19 protein-coding genes are annotated in these 25,395 nt (G+C 44.9%); 8 read left to right on the forward strand and 11 right to left on the reverse strand.

Annotated features, from left to right (window positions below; all coding sequences use genetic code 11):
* Window positions 1–21 precede the first annotated feature (21 nt).
* Window positions 22–915: a DNA-binding transcriptional regulator OxyR gene (gene oxyR, locus IQO02_RS02620; RefSeq protein ID WP_010435297.1), complete on the reverse strand. Its 894-nt coding sequence runs from the start codon at window positions 913–915 to the stop codon at window positions 22–24.
* Between the two features lie 221 nt (window positions 916–1,136).
* On the opposite strand from oxyR, the gene IQO02_RS02625 reads away from it, so the two are divergent.
* Both IQO02_RS02625 and IQO02_RS02630 read left to right on the forward strand, forming a co-directional pair.
* Window positions 1,137–1,865 (forward strand): glutathione peroxidase, encoded by a 729-nt coding sequence (locus tag IQO02_RS02625; RefSeq protein ID WP_010435300.1) that lies wholly within the window; start codon window positions 1,137–1,139, stop codon window positions 1,863–1,865.
* Between the two features lie 307 nt (window positions 1,866–2,172).
* On the forward strand, window positions 2,173–3,639 hold the full coding sequence (locus tag IQO02_RS02630; RefSeq protein WP_010435302.1) for a dihydrolipoyl dehydrogenase: 1,467 nt from the start codon (window positions 2,173–2,175) through the stop codon (window positions 3,637–3,639).
* Window positions 3,640–3,875: 236 nt separating this feature from the next.
* Here IQO02_RS02630 and IQO02_RS02635 read toward each other — a convergent pair whose 3' ends face one another.
* The gene (locus IQO02_RS02635; RefSeq protein WP_010435305.1) at window positions 3,876–4,223 is read right to left on the reverse strand and encodes a RidA family protein; all 348 of its coding nucleotides are present in this window, start codon (window positions 4,221–4,223) and stop codon (window positions 3,876–3,878) included.
* Window positions 4,224–4,310: 87 nt separating this feature from the next.
* Between IQO02_RS02635 and IQO02_RS02640 the strand changes: the two genes are divergently transcribed.
* Complete coding sequence (locus tag IQO02_RS02640) at window positions 4,311–4,559, forward strand: DUF3624 domain-containing protein (protein WP_080572706.1); 249 nt, start codon at window positions 4,311–4,313, stop codon at window positions 4,557–4,559.
* Window positions 4,560–4,811: 252 nt separating this feature from the next.
* Here IQO02_RS02640 and argH read toward each other — a convergent pair whose 3' ends face one another.
* From argH to argC, 4 genes are all read right to left on the reverse strand, one after another.
* Complete coding sequence (argH, locus tag IQO02_RS02645) at window positions 4,812–6,686, reverse strand: argininosuccinate lyase (RefSeq protein WP_010435308.1); 1,875 nt, start codon at window positions 6,684–6,686, stop codon at window positions 4,812–4,814.
* Between the two features lie 345 nt (window positions 6,687–7,031).
* Window positions 7,032–8,243, reverse strand: a complete 1,212-nt coding sequence (locus IQO02_RS02650; protein ID WP_010435312.1) for an argininosuccinate synthase — start codon at window positions 8,241–8,243, stop codon at window positions 7,032–7,034.
* A gap of 120 nt (window positions 8,244–8,363) precedes the next feature.
* Window positions 8,364–9,152 carry an acetylglutamate kinase gene (gene argB / locus IQO02_RS02655; RefSeq protein WP_010435314.1) on the reverse strand — a complete coding sequence of 263 codons (789 nt, stop codon included), beginning with the start codon at window positions 9,150–9,152 and terminating at the stop codon, window positions 8,364–8,366.
* Window positions 9,153–9,164: 12 nt separating this feature from the next.
* Window positions 9,165–10,169, reverse strand: a complete 1,005-nt coding sequence (gene argC / locus IQO02_RS02660; RefSeq protein ID WP_016799295.1) for an N-acetyl-gamma-glutamyl-phosphate reductase — start codon at window positions 10,167–10,169, stop codon at window positions 9,165–9,167.
* 153 nt (window positions 10,170–10,322) lie between these two features.
* On the opposite strand from argC, the gene argE reads away from it, so the two are divergent.
* The 3 genes from argE to IQO02_RS02675 all read left to right on the forward strand — a co-directional run bounded on the left by argE (window position 10,323) and on the right by IQO02_RS02675 (window position 15,262).
* Complete coding sequence (gene argE / locus IQO02_RS02665) at window positions 10,323–11,459, forward strand: acetylornithine deacetylase (RefSeq protein ID WP_016783697.1); 1,137 nt, start codon at window positions 10,323–10,325, stop codon at window positions 11,457–11,459.
* Between the two features lie 253 nt (window positions 11,460–11,712).
* Window positions 11,713–14,349, forward strand: coding sequence for a phosphoenolpyruvate carboxylase (gene ppc / locus IQO02_RS02670; RefSeq protein WP_016783696.1), 2,637 nt, complete (start codon window positions 11,713–11,715; stop codon window positions 14,347–14,349).
* 373 nt (window positions 14,350–14,722) lie between these two features.
* Window positions 14,723–15,262: a PadR family transcriptional regulator gene (locus IQO02_RS02675; RefSeq protein ID WP_010435321.1), complete on the forward strand. Its 540-nt coding sequence runs from the start codon at window positions 14,723–14,725 to the stop codon at window positions 15,260–15,262.
* A gap of 129 nt (window positions 15,263–15,391) precedes the next feature.
* On the opposite strand, the gene metF is transcribed toward IQO02_RS02675, so the two are convergent.
* From metF to IQO02_RS02690, 3 genes are all read right to left on the reverse strand, one after another.
* A complete protein-coding gene (gene metF / locus IQO02_RS02680; RefSeq protein ID WP_010435323.1) occupies window positions 15,392–16,276 on the reverse strand; it encodes a methylenetetrahydrofolate reductase in 885 nt (294 codons plus the stop codon).
* A gap of 254 nt (window positions 16,277–16,530) precedes the next feature.
* Window positions 16,531–18,942 carry a bifunctional aspartate kinase/homoserine dehydrogenase II gene (locus tag IQO02_RS02685; RefSeq protein WP_010435325.1) on the reverse strand — a complete coding sequence of 804 codons (2,412 nt, stop codon included), beginning with the start codon at window positions 18,940–18,942 and terminating at the stop codon, window positions 16,531–16,533.
* A gap of 2 nt (window positions 18,943–18,944) precedes the next feature.
* Entirely contained in the window at window positions 18,945–20,126 is a 1,182-nt protein-coding gene (locus IQO02_RS02690) for an O-succinylhomoserine (thiol)-lyase (RefSeq protein ID WP_010435327.1), read from the reverse strand.
* Window positions 20,127–20,334: 208 nt separating this feature from the next.
* Between IQO02_RS02690 and metJ the strand changes: the two genes are divergently transcribed.
* On the forward strand, window positions 20,335–20,655 hold the full coding sequence (gene metJ / locus IQO02_RS02695) for a met regulon transcriptional regulator MetJ (RefSeq protein ID WP_010435330.1): 321 nt from the start codon (window positions 20,335–20,337) through the stop codon (window positions 20,653–20,655).
* 209 nt (window positions 20,656–20,864) lie between these two features.
* Here the strand turns inward: metJ and IQO02_RS02700 are convergent, their stop codons facing one another.
* Window positions 20,865–22,154: a malic enzyme-like NAD(P)-binding protein gene (locus IQO02_RS02700; RefSeq protein ID WP_016790179.1), complete on the reverse strand. Its 1,290-nt coding sequence runs from the start codon at window positions 22,152–22,154 to the stop codon at window positions 20,865–20,867.
* Window positions 22,155–22,485: 331 nt separating this feature from the next.
* Complete coding sequence (gene rpmE, locus IQO02_RS02705) at window positions 22,486–22,704, reverse strand: 50S ribosomal protein L31 (RefSeq protein ID WP_004737142.1); 219 nt, start codon at window positions 22,702–22,704, stop codon at window positions 22,486–22,488.
* Between the two features lie 331 nt (window positions 22,705–23,035).
* On the opposite strand from rpmE, the gene priA reads away from it, so the two are divergent.
* Complete coding sequence (gene priA, locus IQO02_RS02710; RefSeq protein WP_010435346.1) at window positions 23,036–25,237, forward strand: primosomal protein N'; 2,202 nt, start codon at window positions 23,036–23,038, stop codon at window positions 25,235–25,237.
* The last annotated feature ends 158 nt before the right edge of the window (window positions 25,238–25,395 follow it).

Below are 25,395 nucleotides of genomic sequence, written 5' to 3' on the forward strand. Positions count from 1 at the left end.
TCTATTATTTAATACAAACCGCTAAACTGCTTTCTCTAATTGAACTCGGATAGTGTCCGCCAGTTGCTCAAAACGTCCCTTCAATGGAGAGCCCGGTCGATATGCGACCACAATACGACGTGAAGGTGTTGGATTAACAGCCGGTACGTAACACACACCGTCTTTCTTTTTTTCCTTTGGAACGGAAAGTTGAGGTAACAAGGTAATGCCTGCCCCTGCGGCGACCATGTTACGAAGCGTCTCTAAACTGGTCGCTTTAAAGCGTTCATCATCTTTTGCACCTGCGGCAAAACAAAACCCTAACGCTTGGTCTCGTAAACAATGCCCATCGCCCAAAGCCAGTACCGTTCTCCCGTTAAGCTGCAACATGTCCACACTGTCTTGATTCGCCCATTCATGGTCGCATGGCACGGCAACACTCAATGGCTCATCGTAAACATCAATTTCTTTAAAAGAAGCCGTTTCATCAACCGCAGCCAGTACTAAACAATCCAATTTGCCATCTTCTAGCTGACTCACTAATTGATTTGTCTGTGCTTCATGCAAGTAAAGCTCAAGATCTGGAAAGCACTCTTTCAGATGAGGAATAATTTTCGGCAAGATGTATGGGCCAACGGTCGGAATAAAACCAATATGCATTGGCCCCGTCATCGCTTCACCATGCCCGCTCGCCATATCTTTAAAAGTTTTCACTTCATTAAGAATGCGCTTTGCCTGCTCGACAAGTTGTAAACCCGATTCTGTAAATATTACCTTCCTTGGGCTACGCTCGGTTAACTGAAGTCCAATTTCATCTTCTAGTTTACGTATCTGTCCGCTCAAGGTGGGCTGACTGACAAAGCACGCTTCTGCCGCTTTTCTAAAGTGCTTATGCTCTGCAAGAGCCACTAAGTATTCAAAGTCACGAATGTTCATGATCTGTCTCTTACCTCAAGTTTTAAAAAGAACAAAGGTCTGAATATAAATATTTTGGAATAAAATACTTTTGATAGAATTTACCTATCAAAACCATAACATCAAACGATTAGAACTATCAAAGGTTTTATCTAATAATGGGCTCAACGAAACGAAACAGAGCAAAGAAAAACGTTAAGCTCTGATAGAACAAAATTAAAATACTATTTAAGGAAATCAATATGTTTGCATCTAAAGAAGGTCAATCAATCCCTCAAGTAACATTCCCAACTCGCCAAGGTGATGCATGGGTTAACGTAACGACGGAAGAACTATTCAAAGATAAGACAGTTATCGTATTCAGCCTGCCAGGTGCGTTTACACCAACATGTTCTTCAAGCCACTTACCTCGTTACAACGAACTACACTCAGTGTTCAAAGAAAACGGCGTTGATGACATCCTTTGTGTTTCAGTAAACGATACGTTCGTAATGAACGCATGGAAAGCAGACCAAGAAGCTGAAAAAATCACATTCATCCCAGATGGCAACGGTGACTTCACAGACGGCATGGGTATGCTGGTTGAGAAAAACGACATCGGCTTCGGCAAACGTTCATGGCGCTACAGCATGCTGGTTAAAAACGGCGTGGTAGAAAAAATGTTCATCGAAGAAGATGTACCAGGCGACCCGTTCAAGGTTTCTGATGCAGATACTATGCTTAACTACATTGCTCCTGAGCACAAAGAGCAAGAGTCGATCACAGTATTCACTAAGCCAGGCTGTCCTTTCTGTATGAAAGCGAAACAAAACCTAATCGACAAAGGTCTAAACTACGAAGAAGTGGTGTTAGGTAAAGACGCAACAACAGTAAGCCTACGTGCAATCTCTGGTCGCACTACCGTTCCTCAAGTATTCATCGGTGGCAAACACATCGGTGGCAGCGAAGAACTAGAAGCTTTCCTAGGTTAATCACTTAGTCGCTAATAAACGCCTAGCAATTAAATAACCTAAGTAATACCAGCTAACCCAACCTCTTGTGGGTTAGCTATTCCAAATCACTCTTATATGAGCTTTGGAAAAGATAAAGCTTCTGACTCGCGAACTTTTAACTAACCTATAGTTAGTAACAAGAAGCAGTTAGTAACAAAAAGCTGAATCACAAGCTAAACCTAATAAAACAGAATCACAAAACTGAACCGCTATCCTGACTCTCAACAAATCACCAGAGTTGGAGGGGTTTGTTCAAACTAAATTTAGCCATTGCGAGAAGATTATTATGAAACAAGTCAATGTAGATGTAGCAGTTATCGGGGGCGGTACGGCAGGTCTAGGTTCTTACCGCGCTGCAAAAGCACACACTGACAGTGTTGTGATGATTGAAGGCGGCCCTTACGGTACAACCTGTGCTCGTGTTGGTTGTATGCCATCGAAACTGCTTATTGCAGCTGCAGAAAGCGTACACCAAATAGAGAAAGCTCCGGCTTTTGGCGTTCACCCACAAGGTGATATCGTGATTAACGGCCGTGAAGTGATGGATCGAGTGAAGTTTGAGCGTGACCGTTTTGTTGGTTTTGTTTTAGAAGGTGTTGATGAAATCCCAGAGCAAGACAAGATCTCTGGTTACGCAAAGTTCTTAGATGACAACACGCTACAAATTGATGATCACACGGTTGTCACCGCTAAACGTATTGTTATAGCAACCGGTTCTCGCCCTGCATATCCTGCAGTTTGGAATGAGCTTGGTGACCGTCTGATCATTAACGACGACGTGTTCAGCTGGGATGATTTACCGGAATCAGTCGCAGTATTTGGACCTGGTGTTATTGGGCTTGAGCTTGGTCAGTCACTGCACCGCTTGGGTGTAAAAACAAAACTGTTCGGTTTAGGTGGTCAAGTAGGCCCAGTAACCGACCCAGAGATCATGGCTTACGCAGACAAAGCTTTCAATGAAGAGTTCTACCTAGATGCTGACGTAAAAATCGAAAGCATGAAGCGTATTATGACTGAATCAGGCGAAGTTCGCGTCGAAATCCAGTTCATCAATAAGCAAGGTGAACTAGAAACCAACATCGTTGAGTTCGTACTGGCAGCAACAGGTCGTCGTCCTAATACAGACAAGCTTGGACTAGAAAATACCTCTCTAGAACTTGATGAGCGTGGTGTTCCAATCGCAGACCACTACACGCTACAAACATCGCTACCATCAGTATTCATTGCAGGTGATGCAAGCAACCAACTGCCTCTACTACATGAAGCAGCAGACCAAGCTCGTATTGCGGGCGACAACGCAGGTCGTTTTCCTGAAATTCGAGCAGGCTTACGCCGCTCTAAAATTTCAGCGGTATTCTCTGACCCGCAAATCGCGATGGTTGGTGAAACGTACAAAGAGATCACAACACGATTGGGCACATGTGGTTGTTTCGCAACAGGTGAAGTGTCGTTTGAGAGCCAAGGTCGTTCACGAGTGATGCTACGCAACAAAGGTATCCTGCACGTTTACGGCGAACAAGGCACTGGTCGCTTCCTTGGTGCTGAGATGATGGGACCAAATGCGGAACACTTGGCGCACCTATTAGCTTGGGCACATCAGAATAAGATGACGATTTCGGAAATGCTAGACATGCCTTTCTACCACCCAGTGATTGAAGAAGGTGTACGGACAGCACTACGTGACTTGAATGCGAAACTGCACCTAGGTCCAGAGACGGTGAAACACTGTCTAGATTGCGGACCGGGCTGTTAATCTCAGATTATCGTTAGCAGTTAGCAAACACTAGATACTAAAAAGGAAAGCCATTGGCTTTCCTTTTTTTGCAACGAGCAAATAACAGACTCCCTATTACGCTCCTTCGTCACTATCGGAAATGACGATAATTTTCACAATATGGTAGGAACAAAATCCTCTACGTCATTCCAGAACCGAGGGACGAGGTATCTGGAGTCTCTTGAAGCCATAGCCTGTCGCTAAATACTTAGCAGTTACTTCTCAGCAGCAATCACAGAGATTTCAACAAGTAGCGCTTCGCGAGCCATATCGCCAGTCACACATGCGCGAGCTGGAGCGTGACCTTCTGGTACCCATGCATCCCAAACTGCGTTCATTTCTTGGAAATCTTTCATGTCTTTCAAGTAAATCGTTGCTGACAGCATGTGCTCTTTGTCGCTGCCTGCTTGCTCAAGTAGCACTTCTACTTTATCTAGCATCGTCTGTGTTTGCTCAGTGATGTCTTTGGTTGCATCAGCACACACTTGGCCACATAGGTAGATAGTGCCGTTGTGTTTCACAATACGGCTCATGCGTTGTTTGGTGTCTTGGCGCTCAATCATCGACTTTCTCTCTCTGTGTCACCGTGATCCAATATCTTGTGACGTGTTATTATCAGGGCAACAAGCATAACGCGAATCAAACCCAAGATGACATGCATTCATTGCAATAAAAGTGAAAAAATCCGTAACAAACTCGGTCGCTGCCAGCGTTGCATGAATCAGCTGATGGTGTTGTCGATTTTGAGTTGGGGAGTATGGTGGCTATTTTTCAGAGAAGATCCAAAAACCATCAATGCCATCGCTTTGATGATGGCCGCTTTCGCGTTCAGTGGTTTGTTGTCGCTGCATTGGTTCATGAAGTTTGTCGTGCTGCCTTTAAGGAACAAAAAGCATTAATAACGAGATTGGTTGGATAGAGGATAACGGCTAAGTGCTAGATTCAATACACAAAGAATTAATCTCAACTCGAGTTATCATCACTTCTCAAACAACAGATAGAAAAAAGCCCCAGAACCAATCGATTCTAGGGCTTTCTTAGAAAATTCTAAGAAAAAGCAGTGGTACTTTAATAGACCGGACTTTTCTTAATTTGTTCCCAAAAAAGATCAGATTTTTGATCTTTTTTTAGGGAGCTACAAAATCAATGCGTTATGCCACATTAACCTTTGCGATAATCTGCTCTACCAAGTTTACTTCCAAGGCCACTTCATCACATGCATGTTGACGAGGGCACTGGTCACAATCTTTCAGTACTTTCTCTGGCAACAAAGATTTTGAAGTTGGTAAGAAGTCATGCTTCATAAAGAACTCAGGAGTGCGCGTCAGTACAAACACCTTCTTGATGGCCATTTGTCGTGCTTTATCAACCAAGTGTTGCACAATCGCCGTACCCTGCCCTTGACCTTGCCAGCCAGCTTCCACACCAAGTGAGCGAATTTCTGCTAAGCCAGAGTCATACACATAGAGTGATGCACAACCAGTGACTTCACCATGATGTTCTGCGACCGCAAACGAGCCAATATCACGCACCAGTTCATTACGAGAGCGAGGTAGGTTTTCACCCATATTCGCCCAGTAGGCCACCATGCCTTCTAATGCTTCAATATCGGTCAGACGAGCAGGACGAACCTTCACAATAGAAGTGTCACGCTGTGATAAACGTTTCTCTGCTTGGTCAACCGCGTAAGCCACCTGCTGTGGTGATACACCGCCTAGCGCACTACGTTTTTCAAGACACGATTCAATGGTTAGGATGTCATACACATCCTCTTCTATCACCTCAGAGAACTCTTTCATCTCTGCGATGGTTAATTCTTCTAATGCGCAGCCTTTTGCAATCGCCGCCACTACCGTTACACCGACAATGTGGTGAGCTTCACGGAAAGGAATGCCTTTCGCTACTAGATAATCAGCCAGTTCAGTTGAGTTCGCGTAGCCTTGTTTTGCCGCTTCAAGTGTACGCTCGCCGTTCACTTTAATACCGTCAAAACACAATGCCGCCATTTCCATACAATCATTCCAAGTATCTAAAGCGTCGAACAGACCTTCTTTATCTTCTTGCATGTCTTTGTTGTACGCCAAAGGCAGAGCTTTCACTGTCATCATCATTGCGGCTAATGAGCCATAAACACGGCCAGTTTTGCCACGAATCAATTCTAGCGCATCAGGGTTTTTCTTTTGTGGCATCAGAGATGAACCTGACGTCACGGTATCCGCTAACTCGATGAAGTTTGATTCACCTGAGTTGTAGAAAATCATATCTTCTGCAAGACGTGAAAGGTGAAGCATTGAAATAGAAGCGATCGACATCAGCTCCATCACATGGTCACGGTCAGAAACTGAATCTAGAGAGTTGCGCGTTGCACGACGGAAACCTAAGTTGTGAGCTAACTCTTCACGGTCCATCGGGTAAGCAGTTCCTGCAAGGGCACCAGAACCCAGCGGACATGTATCTAGACGCTTAATCGCATCATTCAAACGTGAATAGTCACGCTCAAGCATTTCAACGTAAGCCAAGCACCAGTGAGCAAAAGTTACCGGCTGAGCACGCTGTAAGTGAGTGTAGCCAGGAAGCACGGTTTCTTGATGCTGAGAAGCAACATTCACCATTTGGCTCTGCAGACGATCAAGCGCTAGCAACAGTTGGTTGCCTTGTTGACGACACCATAGCTTAAGGTCTGTCGCCACTTGGTCGTTACGAGAACGGCCAGTGTGGAGCTTTTTACCTAAATCACCGACTTTGCCGATAAGTTGTTGCTCAACCCAGCTGTGAATATCTTCTGCATCAGAACGTAAGATCTGTTCAGGGTCTTCCATCACTTCAAGTTTTAGCTCATTCAGCGCTAACTCAAGCTTCTGTTGCTCTTCTTCTGTTAATACGTTGACCGATTGTAGAGCTTTTGACCAGGCAATTGAGCCCACAATGTCTTGCTCAGCCAATCGGTAATCAAAACGAAGAGAATCGTTAAAATCTTTAAACCGGGTGTCTGCTGCTTGGGTAAATCTACCGCCCCATAATGCCATTGTGTATCTCCTAATTGCACAGTGCTCACTGTTTTTGCAAATGATAATTCTGATTAAGATTCAGTATTTTTCTGATGGTTTAAACTTACGGCAATTCAAAATGAAAATAAAGTATTAATTCATTATTTTCACATATTTATTCACAAAAAGTTCAATCCATTGATTATTTCATTGTGGAGCGTGAATTATATGCCATTCGATAGTAAAAACCGAAGCTGATTTATTAAACAAACAGAAAGCAAAAAGCCCACTCACTAATCAATAGTGAATGGGCTTTGCATAATAATGTCTGTTTACTGGCCTTCAACCTTTCGCGGAGGCTAGCTCACTAACTCATAGTTAGGATTACTTTTGACTATTCAAAGCACGGATACGGCTTGATAGTGAGTAAAGACGGATGAAGCCTTCAGCATGGCTTTGGTCGTAAACTTCATCTTCACCAAAGGTTGCAAATTCTTCTGAGTACAAACTGTTGTCAGAACGTTTCTGAGTCACCGTTGCATGGCCTTTGTAAAGCTTAATAACCACTTCACCATTTACGTCTTGTGCTAGTTCATCTGTCGCCGCAAGAATTGACTTACATAGCGGAGTGAACCAACGACCATCGTATACAAGGTGAGAAGCTTTAACACCTAGCTCTTCACGGAATTCGAATGCCGCTTTATCAAGAACCAGTTGCTCTACTGCACGCAGTGCTTCCATCATGATTGTGCCACCTGGAGTTTCGTAACAACCACGAGACTTCATACCAACAAGACGGTTCTCTACGATATCTATACGACCAACACCGTGCTTAGCACCCTTCTCATTGAGGTAAACCAGTGCGTTGTATGGCGTCATTGCTTCGCCATCTACCGCTACCACTTCGCCTTTTTCAACTTTCAGCGTTACTGTTTCAGACTCGTTTGGTGCTTGCTCTGGATCTACCGTCCAAGCCCAGCAATCTTCATCAGGTGCATTCCATGTATTTTCCAGAACACCGCCTTCTGTAGAGATGTGCCATGCGTTTGCATCACGTGAGTAAATCTTAGTAAGAGAAGCAGTACAAGGAATGTTACGCTCAGCTAGGTAATCTAGACACTCTTCGCGGCTCACTAGATCCCACTCACGCCATGGCGCAATTACGTGTAGATCTGGTGCCAGTGCAGCGAATGCGCCTTCAAAACGAACTTGGTCATTACCTTTACCTGTACAACCGTGACAAAGTGCGTCAGCGCCAACTTTACGCGCTACTTCAACCTGTGCCTTCGCGATGATTGGACGCGCCATTGAAGTGCCTAGTAGGTATTTACCTTCGTAGTAAGCACCTGTTTTTAGCGTTGGGTAGATGTAGTCTGCGACCATTTCTTCTTTAAGGTCAGCGATGTAACATTCAGATGCTCCAGACGCTTTTGCTTTTTCTTCGATGCCAATCAGCTCTTCATCACCTTGGCCTACATCAGCAACAAATGCGATAACTTCGCAGTCATAGTTCTCTTTCAACCATGGAATGATTACTGATGTGTCTAGACCGCCAGAGTAGGCTACTACAACTTTCTTTACGTTAACTTTGCTCATTTTCTTTCTCCTAGTTTCCATACTGCACATGGCGGTCAGCGTTGGAAATGACTTTAATAGTTATATGTTTGTACTAAATTTTTTTGTCTAAATTCTTTAAGTAGTAACTCGTTGTGAGGCCTACTGAGGTAAAAACTGTGTTCCTATACTTTTACCTGAAAAAAGTTGTGTTAGTTTTTCTGGATATCGCCAAGTAGCAACTTCGATAGGTCGTCCTAAGTCGTTAGCAGCTTCTAGTGCGGCTTGTACCTTGACGATCATGCCATCGGTAATCACTTTACCGGTAATCAGGTCATCGGCTTGTTTTTGGTTAAGGCTTGGAATGAGGTGGCCTTTGCCATCCAACACACCACTGACATCAGAAAGTAGCACCAATTCAGCATCGAGTGCGCCAGCAACGGCAACCGCCGCTTGGTCTGCATTGACGTTCATCAGTTGGCCTTGTTCAGTCAAACCAATCGAGCTAATGATTGGCAATGCGCCAGCATTAAGAATGGCTTGTAGAACAGTTGAGTCTCCCGGCTCCGCTTTGCCTACCGCGCCCAGTTCAGGATCCAGTTCGCTCACTTTACATAAGCCGCCATCTGCTAGGCTCAAACCAACAGCGTTGATGCCATCTTTAATCGCCTGACCTTGAAGCAGTTTGTTAGCCGTGCCCGCTAGTGCACCGGCGATCACAGGGATTTGGTCGTAAGGGGTAACACGTAGCCCCTCTTTCTTCACCGTCTTTAGGTTTAAATTCTTCATCAAGTCATCAACAAGGTAGCCGCCACCGTGCACAATCACGATTGGTCGTTGTGCCTGTTGTTGGTAAGCAGAAATTGCACCAAATAACTTGCTAAGTGTTTCACCACAAGATAGCGCAGCGCCACCTAACTTTATGATTAATGGTTGATTATTCAGGCTCATATCTGGATTCCTTTACACTAACGCAGTTAATGGTGCAAAACCATAACGTAAATTTAAACACTGCATCGCTTGACTAGATGCACCCTTTAATAAGTTATCAATCGCTGAAACAACGATGATGTGCTGACCTTGAACCTTCCAACCTAAATCGCAGAAAGGTGTCTGTTCTACATCTTGAATTCTTGGCAGTGTCTCTTCGAGTAATCTCACTGCTGGCTTACCTTGATAAGCTTTCTCAAAGGCTTCTTGTATCTGTTTTTCTGTCACGCCTTCAGCCAACTTCATGGTAATGGTTGCCAAAATACCGCGCTTAAAATTCCCTAGGTGCGGTGTGAAAATTACATCACATCCTAGATGGGCAGCCATTTCAGGTTGATGACGGTGGTTAAATACACCATAGGCTTGCAGGCTTACTTCACAGAAGCTGTTAACCATACTCGCCTTTCGACCAGCACCCGTTACACCACTGGTCGCGTTAATCACTGGCCATTGGTTCTCATCCAGTAACTTTGCTTCAACTAAAGGCTTAATCGCCAATTGTGATGCCGTTGGATAACAACCCGCGACTGCAACAAGCTGAGCTTCTTTAATTTCTTGTTCGTTCCATTCAGCTAAACCGTAAGCCGCTTTGTCTAGCCATTGTTCGTGTTGATGTTCAAAACCGTAAAACTCTTGATAGAAGTTTTCGCCTTTAACTCTGAATGCACCTGATAGGTCGAATACTTGGCACCCATTTTCAAGAAAGATGGGTGCTAGGTCGTGACTGACTTCATGCGCGGTTGCTAAGAAAATCACATCAGACTGCTTTGCCACTTCTTCAGGATTGGTTAACGGCTGTACTGGCATATCAATCAAGCCAGCTAACTTACCGTGCAATGCTGCAATAGGTTTGCCTGCATCTACACTATTGGCTGAGACATATAAACCTGATAGCGTGAGCTCAGGGTGTCTGTTTATCATTAGAGCCAGTTCTGCTCCTGTGTAGCCGCTTGCGCCAATGATCGTGGTTTTCAACATCTCAACACATCCATTCTTGAGGTAAGTAACATTTCAAATTTGACTATTCATACTTAATTTTTAGCTTTATTTGATTTCTTATGCATTAAATATGATTTAATATGTGTTTTACCGACTTATGGTTTTCCTGTCAATAGTAGAAGTGAAGATAATATGCAATTACCGAGTTTTCTTGAGGTCTATAAAGGCCTAATTTCCACAGACTCTATTAGCTCTACCGATCCAAGCTGGGATCATGGCAACGAAAAAGTCATAGAAAAAATGGCGCAATGGTTTAAAGATCTGGGCTTTAGCGTTGAAGTAGTGGAAGTCGAACCCGGCAAGCATAATATGGTTGCGAAGATGGGTTCTGGTGAAGGTGGCTTGCTACTTGCGGGACACAGCGACACGGTTCCCTTCGATGAAGGACGTTGGAACTTCAACCCTCATGCGCTTACTGAACACAACAATCGCTTCTACGGACTAGGCACCGCAGATATGAAAGGCTTTTTCGCTTTCGTTTATGAAGCTGCGAAGAAAATGGATTGGAGCAAACAAACCAAACCACTTTATGTATTAGCCACCTGTGACGAAGAAACCACCATGCTAGGTGCTCGTCATTTCACGGAAAATGCACCATTTAAGCCGGATTACTGCATTATTGGTGAGCCAACCAGCCTAGTGCCGATTCGCGGTCACAAAGGTCACGTGGCAAATGCAGTGCGAGTAACGGGCAAATCAGGCCACTCTTCAGATCCAGCTTTAGGCGTCAACGCCATCGAGATCATGCATGAGGTATTGTTTGCTTTAATGCAACTGCGTGACAAGTTAGTAAAAGAGTATCATCACCCTGGTTTTGCGATTCCAAGCCCTACTCTAAACCTGGGACATATCCACGGTGGCGACAGCGCCAACCGTATCTGTGGTTGTTGTGAACTGCACTATGATGTTCGTCCTTTACCAGGCATCAGCTTAGATGGCTTGGATAACATGCTGCGTAGCGCACTTAAAGAAGTCGAAGCAAAATGGCCGGGCAGAATTGAGATTACTCCATTGCACGAACCTATTCCGGGTTACGAGTGTCAGCACGATCATCCCTTTATTGGTGGAATGGAATCGGTGTGTGAAACTGAATCTCAAACCGTGAACTACTGCACAGAGGCACCTTTCCTTCAAGAGTTGTGTCCAACCTTAGTACTGGGCCCAGGTTCAATTGATCAAGCTCACCAACCCGACGAATTCCTGAGCTTCGATTTTATTGACCCAACGATTGATGTTCTAAGTAAATCGATCCGTAAATATTGTTTCTAGTTACCCACTATCCATTCGATATTTTCCGATAAAAGCCGCCCGAAAAGGTGGCTTTTATTCTGCGATTCCTCGTTTAGCCTTAATCTTGTAATTAAATTTCACTTTTTACCTAAGTTTTGGAAAATTTACTTCTCCCGCATTTTTAAAACTAATAATTGCAAACTTAGAATGCTTTATTTGACTAGATACAGCACTTTTCGCTAGATTGTGTACTTAACAAGGAACAATGGATGTAATTTTTTTACGAGGCAGGATGACAATGAACGAGAAATACGCCGCTCTCAAGAGTAACGTAAGCATGCTAGGACGCTTGCTAGGTAACACAATCCAAGATGCACATGGTGACGTTATCTTAGAGAAAGTGGAGACTATCCGTAAACTTTCCAAATCCGCCCGCGCAGGCAACAAAGCTGACCGTGACAGCCTAGTTGAAGAAATTAAAAACCTGCCGAACGAACAACTCACTCCTGTTGCTCGTGCATTTAACCAATTTCTCAACCTCACCAACATGGCAGAGCAATACCACACAATCTCTCGCCACTGTGAGGAGCATGTTTGCGAACCTGACGTGCTGCAGTCTCTATTTTCCAAATTAAATCAAAATGACATCAGCAAGTTAGATGCTGCTCAAGCTGTTCGCGATCTGAATATTGAGCTCGTTTTGACAGCTCACCCAACAGAAATTACTCGTCGCACCATGATCAACAAGTTAGTTAAGATCAACGAGTGTCTGTCTAAATTAGAATTAAGCGATCTATCACACAAAGAGCGTGTGAAAACAGAGCGTCGCCTAGAACAACTTATCGCCCAAGGTTGGCACTCAGATGTGATTCGCCAGCAACGCCCAACACCACTTGATGAAGCTAAATGGGGCTTTGCGGTTGTCGAAAACTCGCTTTGGGAAGCTGTGCCTGATTTCCTACGTGAAATGGACGGTCGACTAAAAGGCTATCTGGGTGAAGGCTTGCCAATTGATGCTCGCCCGGTACACTTCTCATCTTGGATGGGTGGTGACCGAGATGGTAACCCATTCGTAACACACACCATCACTAAAGAAGTACTGCGTCTATCTCGCTGGAAAGCCGCTGACCTTTATCTAGGTGACGTAAACGAACTGATTACTGAACTGTCGATGACTAAGTGTAATGATGCCGTTCGTGAATTGGCTGGCGATGAACACGAAGCTTATCGTGCAATCCTCAAAAGCCTACGCACTCTGCTGAACAACACACTAGAAGTGCTCGATGCAAAACTGCATGACACTGAAGTGCCAAAGAAAGAAACACTACAGAACATCGACCAACTTTGGACACCACTTTACGCGTGTTACCAATCGCTACACGAATGTGGCATGGGCGTAATCGCAGACGGTTCTCTGCTTGATACGTTGCGCCGTCTAAAAGCATTCGGTGTACACCTGGTTCGTCTCGATGTTCGTCAAGAAAGTACACGTCACTCAGATGTGCTATCTGAACTGACTCGCTACCTAGGCATTGGCGACTACGACCAGTGGAGCGAGCAAGACAAGATTGCTTTCTTAACCAATGAATTAAGTTCTAAACGCCCACTGCTACCACGCGATTGGGAGCCATCTGAACAGGTTAAAGAGGTTTTAGACACCTGTAAGGTAATTGCAGCTCAACCTCGTGAAGCCTTCGGCGCTTACGTAATCTCAATGGCTCGTACAGCCTCTGATGTATTGGCTGTTCATTTGCTTCTGCAAGAATGTGGTTGCCCGTACCGCATGGACGTTTGTCCATTGTTCGAAACGCTAGACGATTTGAACAACTCAGAAGCCGTAATGAAACAGCTAATGAGCATCGACTTGTACCGTGGCTTTATCCAAAACCACCAAATGGTAATGATCGGATACTCTGACTCAGCAAAAGATGCTGGCGTAATGTCTGCAGGTTGGGCTCAGTATGACGCAATGGACAAGCTAGTTAAGGTTTGTGAAGAAGAAGGTATTGAACTGACTCTATTCCACGGTCGTGGTGGTACGGTTGGTCGTGGTGGTGCTCCAGCGCACGCAGCCCTACTTTCTCAGCCACCTAAGAGCTTAAAAGGCGGCTTACGTGTAACAGAACAAGGCGAAATGATCCGCTTTAAGCTTGGCCTACCAGATGTTGCCGTAAACAGTTTCAACTTATACGCAAGTGCGATTCTAGAAGCGAACCTTCTGCCGCCACCTGAGCCAAAACAAGAGTGGCGCGACCTAATGGAAGTTCTGTCTCAAGTCTCTTGCGAGGCTTACCGCAACGTGGTTCGTGGTGAAGAGAAATTCGTACCTTACTTCCGTCAAGCGACGCCTGAACTGGAGCTAGGTAAACTACCTCTTGGTTCTCGCCCTGCAAAACGCAACCCGAACGGAGGCGTAGAAAGCCTACGTGCAATTCCGTGGATCTTCTCTTGGAGCCAAAACCGTTTAGTTCTTCCTGCATGGTTAGGCGCTGGTGAAGCGATTCAATACTCAGTAGACCAAGGCCATCAAGCGCTACTTGAAGAGATGTGTCGTGAATGGCCATTCTTCTCGACTCGCCTTGGCATGCTAGAAATGGTGTACTCTAAGTGCAACATGGAAATTGCCAAGTACTACGATCAACGTCTTGTTGACGAAGAACTGTTACCTCTAGGTGAATTACTGCGTGAACAGCTGCAAAAAGACATCAAAGCAGTGCTGAATGTAGAAAATAACGAGAACTTGATGCAAAGCGACCCTTGGGGGCTTGAATCGATTCGTCTACGTAACATCTATGTTGAGCCACTAAACATGCTTCAAGCAGAGCTGCTTTACCGAACTCGTAAGTGTGAGACACCACCAGCAGAGCTAGAAGAAGCACTAATGGTGACGATTGCAGGTATTGCTGCTGGTATGCGAAATACAGGTTAATTAGCGAACCCTACTATAATCTGAGTAGCATTTACCTCTAAAAAAAGAACAAAAGGTCGCCATGTGCGACCTTTTTATTTTGCCATAAAACAATTAATGAGTATTTTGTCAGTTTTTCGGGTTATTTTGTCCATGTATTCTACTTTATGCTTATTATTTAGATATACTACTGCTCCGCTGCGGAAACACTCCAAAAAAATAATCTGCAGCAACTTGACCAATAAACTGGTCAACCTAGGTGATAAACGGCTTTGTAAGGTGACATAACCAACCGATGAGTTGGTGCTACTTAGACATAACCAATATAACGTGCCATTAGAAGCACACTTGTTGTTTAAGTATTTGTTTACTGTTTACCATTTGGATTTCAGACATGTCATTACCACACGTAATTCTAACCGTTTTAAGTACACGCGATGCTACTGGTTACGATATCACAAAAGAATTCTCCGCAAGCATTGGTTACTTCTGGAAAGCTAGCCACCAACAAGTTTACCGCGAGCTAAATAAAATGGCTCAGAACGACCAGGTAACTTGCGTGCTTGAGCCTCAAGAAGGCAAACCTGATCGTAAAGTTTACTCTATCACTGATGCAGGCCGTGGCGCGCTAGGTGAATGGTTTGAACAACCAACTGCACACCCAACTGTTCGTGACGAGTTCTCAGCTAAGCTAATGGCTTGTGCTGTGCAACCTTCTGACGCTTACCGCGTACAACTTGCTGAGCTAGTAGAAGAGTCTCGCAAACTGGTTTCTCACTACAAAGAAATCGAAGCAGCTTACTACGCAACGCCATCGACGCTAGACAAGCAAGCACGCCTTGAACGCCTAACGCTTCGTCGTAACCTACTTATCCGTGAAGCATGGATTGTATGGGCTGAAGAAGTACTGCTTGAACTTGGCGCTCTTGCTTAAGTTAAGCTAGAAGCTGAAAAGCAAAAGGCTTGAACTCTTAGAGTCCAAGCCTTTTTTGTATCTATAAGATTTGAGAGGTACAGCCGATGGCTTTTTATCCGAGCCTGAGCTTAACTACAAGGCAGCGACTTATGGACGAACACCCAAAGTATGGCAAAGTGCATAAGTCATTTCTGCACGGTTTAGCGTGTAGAAGTGGAAGTCTTTCACACCTTCACGGCTCAACGTACGAACCATATCGATCGCTTGACTAGCACCCACTAACTGGCGAGTCGTTGGATCATCATCCAAACCTTCAAATTGCTTGGCCATCCAGCCCGGAACTTTCACGTTATTCATCGCAGCAAAGCGAGACGCCTGCTTGAAGTTAGAAACAGGTAAGATGCCCGGTACGATTTCAACATCGATACCTGCCGCCACACAGCGATCACGGAAACGTAAGTAACTTTCTACATCAAAAAAGAATTGCGTGATGGCACGGTTAGCGCCAGCATCCACTTTACGCTTCAGGTTAATAAGGTCTGATTGAGCACTTTTTGCTTCAGGGTGAACCTCAGGGAAAGCTGCAACAGAGATATCAAAGTCGTGGCGAGATTTAAGCAGCTCAACCAAGTCAGATGCATACATATCTGGAGCGCCACCGCCTGCTGGGATATCACCACGCAACGCAACAATGCTCTCAATGCCATTTGCCCAGTAATCATCAGCAATTTGAATCAGCTCTTCACGGCTAGCATCAATACACGTTAAGTGTGGTGCAGCAATTAGGCCTGTTTGGTTCTTAATTTCTTTAATAATTGAGTGGGTACGATCACGCTCACCCGAGTTTGCACCGTAGGTTACTGATACAAATTTTGGTTGGAGTGTTTTAAGACGGTGAACAGAATTCCACAAGGTCTCTTCCATCTTCTCACTGCTTGGTGGAAAAAACTCAAATGACACATTGATGTTGTCAGAAAGCTCAGCGATATTCTGATTTAAAGCGTCGATATGGCCTGCGTGTGTGTATCCCATCTTACTCTCCCTGTGGCAAAAACAACCACTAAAACTCAAATCCTTAAACGACGTTTAGACGTCTATATGTCTGTAGAATGTATTGAATACGATTTAATGTCAACAGATCCATTATGAATTTTTCTCAAGTAGATCGTGAGAAAAACTCAAGTCGTTAGGTGAGTTGCCAAGAAGAAATAATGTAAAAAAAAGGCTGAAAAACACATCGTGCTTCCAGCCTTATTTATCTTAGTGAATAGTATGCTATTTAGAATTTAAAACAGGCTAGACATTCTGTTTAGATCAGATTGAATTGCACCTGCCGTCACTTCACGCCCCGCTCCTGGGCCACGAATAACCAATGGATTATCTTTGTACCATTTGCTCTCAATCGCAAAGATGTTATCGCAAGGCAGTAAGTTAGCCAGCGCATGCTCTTTCGACAACGCCTCCACACCGACCGTTGCCTTGCCGTTCTTCTCTAAACGCGCTACGTAACGTAAAACCTTCTGCTGAGAGTGCGCTTTTTCTAAACGCTCGGCCAGTTCTTCACTCAACACAGAAGCCTTATCAAAGAAATCATCCACTGATAAATCTTGCAGCGCTTCAGGTACTAGCGATTCGACTTTTACGTTTTCAGGCTCGATCTCTAAACCAGATTCACGCGCTAGAATCACCAACTTACGCATTACGTCTGAACCATCTAAGTCAGCACGTGGGTCTGGTTCAGTAAGGCCTTGTTGCCATGCTAAGTCGACCAACTCACTGAACGGTACTGTGCCATCAAACTGTTGGAACAACCAAGACAACGTGCCTGAGAAAATGCCAGACAACGCAATGATGTCATCGCCACTCTCACGCAGGTCGCGTACCGTGTGGTTAATCGGCAAACCTGCACCAACGGTCGCGTTGTATAACCAGTGACGGCTGATCTTAGCAAACGCATCTTGCACCTGATGGTAATACTCACTTGATGCAGAGCCTGCAACCTTGTTGGCCGAGATCAAATGAATGCCTTGTTGTGCGATTTGCAGATATTTTGCTGCAAGCACTGGGCTCGCTGTAACATCAAGAACCACCGCTTCATCGTAACCCTGAATCGAACCTAAGCGCTCTAACCAATCGTTACCATTATTAGCAATCGCTTCATCATCAAAACGCTTACTAACAGACGTCGCATCAATGCCTTGATCGTCGAACCAATAGGTTTGGCTATCAACCACCGCAACCAACTCAAAGTTCATTCCACGACGCTTTTCAAGTTCAGCCTTTTGCTCAGCAAACAGGCTTAACCAACTTGAACCAATGTTGCCCTTACCACATAAGGCAATCGCCACACGCTTCTGTGCTTGAAACAATTGAGAATGAATGCCTTTCACTAAGCTTGAGGTTTCACTCTTACGAATCACTGCGACCAAGCTTAAGCCTGAATTCGCTTCTGAGATAAATTCAACCGGTGAGCTCTTTAGTTGCTGGTAGAAGCCGTAGCAATGGTTCGGGTTTTTAGTCACACCCGCACCCACTGCAGCAATCAGAGAGAAACCTTCCTTTAGTTTGATTTCAGCTTCAATCGCATGGTCTTGTAGGTATTCCAGAGCACCACCAGCGATCTCTTCTGTGTAAGCAAGACGCAAGCAATGTTGATCCGGTTCAAGTTCATAAGCAAGTGGCTCTAGTTGAGCACGCTTAAGACCTTCCAACACTTCACTTTCTAGACGGTCGAAATCATGTCCGTGACCAAACGTCAGTTGCACGATAAGAACTTCATCTAAAGAGGTAATAATTTTTGCACCACGACCTGAAGCCAGTACTCGCTCTATCTGTGTAGAGCCCGCCTCTGGCTGGTAACTGCAGCGTAAGCTCAGATCCATAGCACTTTGAGCCACAGGTTGTAGCGTTCGGCTATGAAGCACAGGAGCCGCTAGACGAGCCAGTTCACTCGCTTCATCAAGACGAAGTAAAGGTAACAAACACGCATCTGAAACTAAACGAGGATCAGCGCTGTATACACCAGCCACGTCACTCCAAATCGTTACGCGTTCAACTTCTGCCAAAGCACCAATCACGGTCGCCGAGTAATCCGAACCGTTGCGGCCGAGCAGCACTGTTTCGCCCTCGCAGTTCTGAGCCATAAAGCCAGTAATCACTACACGGCAATGCGTATGCTGAGCCAAAACTTCTTTAATCAGAGGGTAAGAACGTGCGCGATCAACTTCAGGTTGAGCGCCCACTTCTGCTCGTAAAAAAGCACGCGCATCTTGAGCGACGGCTTGTAAATCATTTTGGCACAACAAAGCCGCCAACAAGCGTGAAGACCAAACTTCGCCATGACCAAGCACTTGCGCTTTTTGCACTTCACTTAGAGGAGCAGTTAACTCTCCTAAAGCGGTGAATTCTTGTTGGATGGTTGCCGTTAGTTGCACTGCGAGCTCACCTTCAAGAAGCACTTCAATCAGCTCTAGTTGGAACTGACGAAGAGTTTGTAGGCACTCATGGGCAATACGACCATCTTTATCGAGAGCTTCAACAAACTCTATCAAGCGGTTGGTTGTTTTACCTGCGGCAGATACCACAACCAAATCGGTTGCTGATGAATATTCTCTAAGAATGTTCACAACGCGTTGGTAACATTCAGGGTTCGCTAAGCTGCTACCACCAAATTTATGTAGCTGGCGAAAGGTTGTCATTATTAACCCTCCCCTTCAGCGATAAAGCGTTTTGTCTTTTCAAAGGCTTGCTTGAGATCGTCAATCAAATCTTCAGCGTCTTCTAAACCAACCGAAAGGCGTAATAGTTGCTGAGAGATCCCCGCTTCTGCCAAGGCTTCTTCACCCATTGCACGGTGAGTCATCGACGCAGGGTGACAAATCAAGCTTTCAACACCGCCCAAAGACTCAGCTAAAGAGAACAGCGCTAACTCGCCAACAAAGTATTTAAGCGCCTCAAATGAGCCTGAAAATTCAAAGCTCAGCATTGAACCAAAGCCAGACTGCTGTTTCTTCGCAATATCATGACCTGGGTGGTCAGATAAACTTGGGTGATAAATAGTGCCAACAAGATCTTGCTGCTGTAGCGAAGTTAAGATTTCACGCGAGCTCTCTTCATGAACACGCATACGAGCCCCAAGCGTACGAATACCACGTAGCGTCATGTAGCTATCAAACGGTGTGCCGGTCGCACCGATGCAGTTGCCCCACCAAGCTAACTCTTCAGCGTGCTCTTCCGTCTTGGTAACGACCACACCACCAATCACGTCTGAGTGACCATTAATGAATTTCGTTGTTGAGTGGATAACAAAATCGGCACCTAGCTCTAACGGCTTTTGGAACACAGGCGTCAAAAACGTATTATCAACAGCAACCAATGCACCCACTTCTTTTGCTTTACGGCAAGTTTCAGCAATATCAACCACGCGAACCAGTGGGTTCGATGGAGTCTCTAATAAGATCAGCTTAGGCTTAAGTGCGATCGCCGCATCTAGCGCAGCTTGATCCGATTGATCAACAAACAGCACTTTAAAATCGCCTTTAAGCGAACGCGTGTTAAATAGACGGTAAGTACCACCATAACAATCGTGTGGTGCGACAATAAGATCATCACCACCTAAGAAAGTAGACACCCATAAGTTAAGCGCTGACGTGCCACAGTTAGTCACAACGGCACCTTTACCAGACTCCAGTTCAAACAGAGCAGTTTCTAATAAACCACGGTTTGGGTTACCAGAACGGGTGTAATCGTACTTTGGCACTTCACCAAAAGCGGGAAAACCGTAGTTAGTCGACAGATAAATAGGTGGAACTACGGCATGATGTTGAGTGTCTGACTCTATGCCAGTACGTACGGCGATGGTTGCTGGCTTCCGGCTGCTCATAGGTGCTTCCTTACAAGTTTGGCGTCTGGGTATCACAGCAGCTTGTGGGGTTTTTGCGGCTGTGTTAGATATATGTTATTCACTTTACTTTCATAAACGCGAGACGTCAACACTTCTAGACGTCTATATGTCTTTGCTTATGGCAGTAAATCCCGCTAAAATCACCACTATTAATTTATTCTAACAACTAAAGTGATGAAGGTACGCAATGGCCGACTGGAATGGTGAATACATAAGCCCATATGCTGAGCATGGAAAGAAAAGCGAACAAGTAAAGAAAATTACAGTTTCTATCCCTCTAAAAGTGTTAAAGGTTCTCACTGACGAGCGTACTCGCCGCCAGATTAACAACCTACGCCATGCAACAAACAGTGAGCTACTGTGCGAAGCCTTTCTACATGCGTACACAGGCCAGCCACTGCCAACGGATGAAGACCTTCGTAAAGATCGCCCAGATGATATTCCTGCTGAAGTGAAAGAACTGATGACAGCAATGGGTATCGAGTTCGAAGCATTTGACGAAGAATAACAATAACTCAGTCGCTGCCTTCAGTATTGATCCGCTATAGCTGAACCCTATTTGTCACATCAGCCACTATCTTATCTAGGCGTGTGCTGTAAATGATAGACATAAAAAAACCGACTCCTGATGAGTCGGTTTTTTATTATTCTTTTTTGCTCAATCGAGCAACCGCTATAACAAGCGATTACGCCATCCAGTATCTATGCCATATGCTTTTATGCCATATAGTTAGCAGGCATCTCAATACGAGCTACGCCAGATTCAACTGCCGCTACGGCTACCGCTTTTGCTACACGAGGAAGTAGACGTGGGTCCATTGGCTTAGGAATGATGTAACCCTTACCGAACTTCAGTGCAGTCTCACCTGCAGCTGCTAGTACTTCAGCTGGAACTTCTTCTTTCGCTAGTTCACGAATAGCTTTAACCGCCGCTAGCTTCATTTCGTCATTGATTTCGCTCGCACGTACGTCTAGTGCACCACGGAAAATGAATGGGAAACAAAGTACGTTGTTTACCTGGTTAGGGTAATCACTGCGGCCTGTACCCATAATTAGATCAGAACGAACTTCGTGAGCAAGCTGTGGCTTGATCTCTGGATCAGGGTTTGAACATGCAAACACAACTGGCTTATCAGCCATTAGCGTTAGTGCTTCTGCTGGTAGCAAATTAGGGCCAGATACGCCCAAGAAAAGATCAGCACCTTCAATAACATCTTCAAGCGTACGCTTGTCGGTGTTGTTTGCGAACAGTGCTTTGTACTCATTCAGGTCATCACGACGAGTGTGGATCACACCTTTACGATCAAGCATGTAGATCTTCTCACGCTGAGCGCCACACTTAATCAGTAGTTCCATACAAGCAACTGCGGCTGCTCCAGCGCCTAAGCAAACGATCTTACACTCTTCGAGTTTTTTACCTTGAAGCTCGATTGCATTCAGCATACCCGCGGCAGTTACAATCGCAGTACCATGTTGGTCATCGTGGAATACAGGTACATCACAACGCTCAATCAGGCGACGTTCAATTTCAAAACAGTCTGGTGCTTTGATGTCTTCTAGGTTAATACCGCCGAATGTATCTGCGATATTCGCAACCGTATCAACGAACTCATCGATTGTGCGGTGTTTTACTTCAATATCGATAGAATCTAAACCAGCAAAACGCTTAAACAGTAACGCTTTACCTTCCATAACAGGTTTAGAAGCAATAGGGCCAAGGTTACCTAAGCCAAGAATCGCGGTACCGTTAGAGATAACTGCAACCATGTTGCCTTTACCTGTGTACTTGTAAACGTTATCGACGTTCTGTGCGATCTCTCGGACTGGCTCAGCCACACCAGGACTGTATGCAAGTGCTAGGTCTTCTGCAGAGTTTGCAGGCTTCGTCAGTTCTACGGCAATTTTGCCAGGAATTGGGAACTCATGGTAATCAAGAGCTTGCTGACGGAATTGTTCTTGAGGCGATAATTCTTGAGAGGATTGAGCTTGGCTGCTGTCTTCAGACATAGGTGTAGGTTCCTAGGATATTATTATTTGGGGGATCTTGTTCATGTTAATGGATGTACTTCAAAGTTCCTAGATGGTTGAAGCCTCTGTCTTATTAAAAAACGAGATTTCACTACTAATAAGACCAGTGAGCAGTTGAATTTACTGTCGCTTGTTGCACTTTCGAGTAGATTTCAATCATGCATGATTCAGGCGGAACGATGAGAGTTAAGCTTAGTTGGCGAAAGAGTATAAGAATAGGTTAAGAACGGAATAATATTGATCTGTTTATCAAACGCCAGAAAACAAAAAAGGACACCGAAGTGTCCTTTTTGTTTCTAAATAGCGAGAATTACTTCTTGCTAGAAAGAGCACCGAAACGCTTGTTGAAGCGATCAACACGGCCGCCCGTATCTACGATACGTTGCTTACCAGTGTAGAATGGGTGACATTTGTCACATACGTCTAGGTGGATAGATTCTTTTGCAAGCGTTGAGTTGAACTCAAATGTGTTGCCGCAAGAACAAGTTGCAGTAACTGCTTTGTATTCTGGGTGGATTCCAGCTTTCATGGGATAACCTCAAGTAGGCCGTGTCGCTATACGATTCTAAGCCGCACACCACACGTAGTTAAAAAAATAAATAAAGACACCGCTATATCACTAAATAGAGATAAAGCCATACCTTTAAGGCGCAGTATAGTAATGAATCTGTGAGATAGGATCAACTAATTTGATACATTTTTCACCAATCGTATCTTTATTTTCTACATCGAGTGGGATTTAGACGTGCTAGTTGGCTTCATACGCTAACTCAGCCTTCTCATCCAAACTGCTTCTCGAATTTAACTGGCTTATCCTTTAGACTGTTCGCTCTCGTCAACTCAGATAAAGCCGTCCCTTTATGCGTCCAATGATTGCCCGTGTGGCACTGCCTGTTCCACTCGACAAGCAGTTCGATTACAAGATTCCCAACCACCTATTTCCTATCATTGGCGGTCGAGTATCTGTGCCATTCGGACGACAAACCTTAACTGGCATCGTCACGGCTCTGGTTAACGAATCAGAATTCGAGCTAGACAAGCTCAAGCCAATCAAAGCTTTATTAGATAACCAACCCGTTTGGCCAGAATCAGTCTACTCACTCTTAATGTGGTGTAGCCAGTTTTATCAGTATCCATTGGGTGAAACTTTGGCTAACGCTCTGCCAAGCGCTTTACGAAAAGGAAAAGCGGCCGACTTCGCAACACTTGTCGAGTGGCAACTGACCCCATTAGGTAGAGATCAGCTGATGCAAGGCTTTGGTCGTGCGGTCAAGCAAGCCAAAGTGATGCACATGCTTGAGCACGGTCCCGTTCCTCATCAAGAGTTCATCGATGAAGAAGTCGGTAGTGCTGTACTCAAGACACTCGAAGAAAAAGGTTGGATTGAATCTGCTGAGAAAAAACCGAAACGCCAACCGTGGCCAACTGACCTCGAAAACGACCAAGACAAACCTAAGCTCAACGAAGAGCAAGCTATCGCGATAGCAACGGTAAATAGCCAAACCGACTTTGGTTGCTTCTTATTAGAAGGTGTCACGGGCTCAGGTAAAACTGAAGTCTACCTTAATATGATCAAGCCGATTCTAGACCAAGGTAAACAAGCGTTAGTCTTGGTTCCTGAAATAGGCCTGACACCTCAAACGATTAACCGCTTTAAACGACGCTTTAATGTACCCGTTGAGGTCATCCATTCAGGGTTAAACGATTCTGAGCGATTGAATGCTTGGTTATCGGCGCGTGATAAAATTGCGGGTATCGTGATTGGTACACGCTCGGCTCTATTCACGCCTTTTGCCGATCTGGGCATCATTATTGTCGATGAAGAACATGATGCTTCATATAAACAGCAAGACAGCCTCCGCTACCACGCTCGTGATGTGGCGATCATGCGTGCTCACAAAGCACAGATTCCGGTTGTTCTTGGTTCAGCTACTCCGGCCTTTGAGACACTGCACAATGCTCAGATCGGTAAATACAGCTACCTCACTCTCACCTCACGCGCGGGGGTCGCTCTGCCGACCACCAATAAAGTATTGGATGTTAAGGGGGAATACCTAGAAAGCGGCTTATCTGCGTCGTTGATTGCAGAAATGCAAAGGCATCTCAAGGCGGGTAACCAAGTGATGTTGTTCCTCAACCGCCGTGGGTTTTCTCCAGCACTGATGTGTCACGATTGTGGTTGGACTGCAGAATGTAAACGTTGTGACGCTTACTACACCTATCACCAATACAGTAATGAGATGCGCTGCCACCATTGTGGTTCACAACAGCATATCGTACATAATTGCCAAGGCTGTGGTTCAGCGAACTTAGTAACCGTGGGTGTCGGTACCGAGCAACTAGAAGCTCAACTTGGCCAACTATTCCCTGAATACAAAACCATTCGCATTGATCGCGATAGTACTCGCCGTAAAGGCAGCCTAGAAAATGCATTAGAGTCGATTCGCAAAGGTGAATACCAAATCCTGATTGGTACACAGATGCTTGCTAAAGGGCATCACTTCCCAGATGTCACACTTGTTGCGTTATTGGATGTTGATGGCTCTTTATATAGTAGTGACTTTAGAGCTTCAGAACGCCTTGCTCAGTTATTCATTCAAGTAGCGGGACGCGCCGGTCGTGCAAGTAAACCGGGTGAAGTCATCTTACAAACTCACCACCCTGAACACGGATTACTGCAAGCACTATTACATAAAGACTATAACCACTTCGCTCAGACTGCCTTAGCCGAACGCAAACAGGCGATGTTACCGCCATATACCTTTATGACGTTATTCCGAGCGGAAGCTAACGACACGCGCTTAGTGGAAGAGTTTCTACGTCAAGTGCGTCATACATTAGAATCGCACCCGCTGTTTGACCAATATTGTATGGTGTTAGGGCCAACCCCTGCCCCGTTAGCAAAACGAGCGGGCAAGTCGCGCTGGCAGTTAATCTTACAAACTCAGACGCGTTCATTAATGCAGAAGCTATTAATGAGCGCGAAACCGGCAATCAATATGTTACCCGCTGCAAAAAAAGTCCGCTGGTCACTCGATATAGAGCCTCAAGATTTGAGCTAAATCCCATCGGGTTAAAACTAATGATAAGTTTGTTCACAAATCTTTCATATTTCTCGTGAGCAACTTCACACTAGTCATGTGATTTTTGTTAATCTAGCCGTAACTTTACACAGATTAAACGAATAAAATATTGCAATAAAAAAAGTGTTAGCAACACT

Source organism: Vibrio sp. OPT24, assembly GCF_015163545.1.
Taxonomy (GTDB): domain Bacteria; phylum Pseudomonadota; class Gammaproteobacteria; order Enterobacterales; family Vibrionaceae; genus Vibrio; species Vibrio cyclitrophicus.